This window comes from Pseudomonas sp. 910_21 (genome assembly GCF_052850735.1).
Genome location: NZ_VXCY01000032.1, coordinates 1 through 781, shown reverse-complemented (window position 1 = coordinate 781; position 781 = coordinate 1). Strand labels below are relative to the sequence as shown.

Annotated in this window: 1 pseudogene; it reads left to right on the top strand. The window is 65.8% G+C overall.

Features of this window, described 5'->3' with window-relative positions:
• Positions 1–781: pseudogene (locus tag FW796_RS31845) on the top strand (type VI secretion system Vgr family protein); the annotation flags it as partial.

Sequence of the window (781 nt, the reverse complement as noted above, 5' to 3'; positions counted from 1 at the left end):
TTCAGTTCCTGCTGGGTCCGGGTTTCACAGAACTGGGCCGGAGCGGACTGGGGCCATATGGCGATCCCGCGTATTGGCCAGGAAGTCATAGTCGACTACCTGGATGGCGACTGTGACCAGCCGATCATCACCGGACGCACCTACCGGGCCAGCACCGCCTGCCGGATCACAAGATCCTCAGCACCATCAAGAGCAAGGAACACAAGGGCAGCCGGGCCAACGAACTGCGCATCGATGACACCACCCAGCAGATCAGTGCGGCCTTGATGAGCGACCACGGCAGCAGCGCCTTGCACCTGGGGTACCTGACCCATCCCCGTCCCGAAGGTGGCGCACCGCGTGGCGAGGGTTTTGAACTGCGCACCGACGAGCGCGGCGCCTTGCGCGCGGCCAGGGGGCTGCTGCTCAGCACCGAAGCGCAACTGCAGGCCAATGCCGGGCAGTTGCAGCGTGGCGCGGCCATCCAGGTGCTGGAAGCCGCGCTGCAACTGGCCAAGGGGCTGGGCGACTATGCGCAAGACCATCAAGGCATCGGGCATGACACCGAGCCACAGCAAACCCTCAGCGAGGCGGTGCGCGACCTGGGGCATGGCGCCAACGACGAGTCGCAGCAGAACAACGGCGGCAACCCGGCCATTGCCCTGAGTGGCCAGGCGGGCATCGCCGCGGTGTCTCCCCAGAGCGTCACCCTGGCGGCGGGCGAGCATATCGACAGCGTCGCCCAGCAGAATCAGCAGCTCACCTCGGGGCAGAAGTTTGTAGTCAATGCCGGCACCGACCT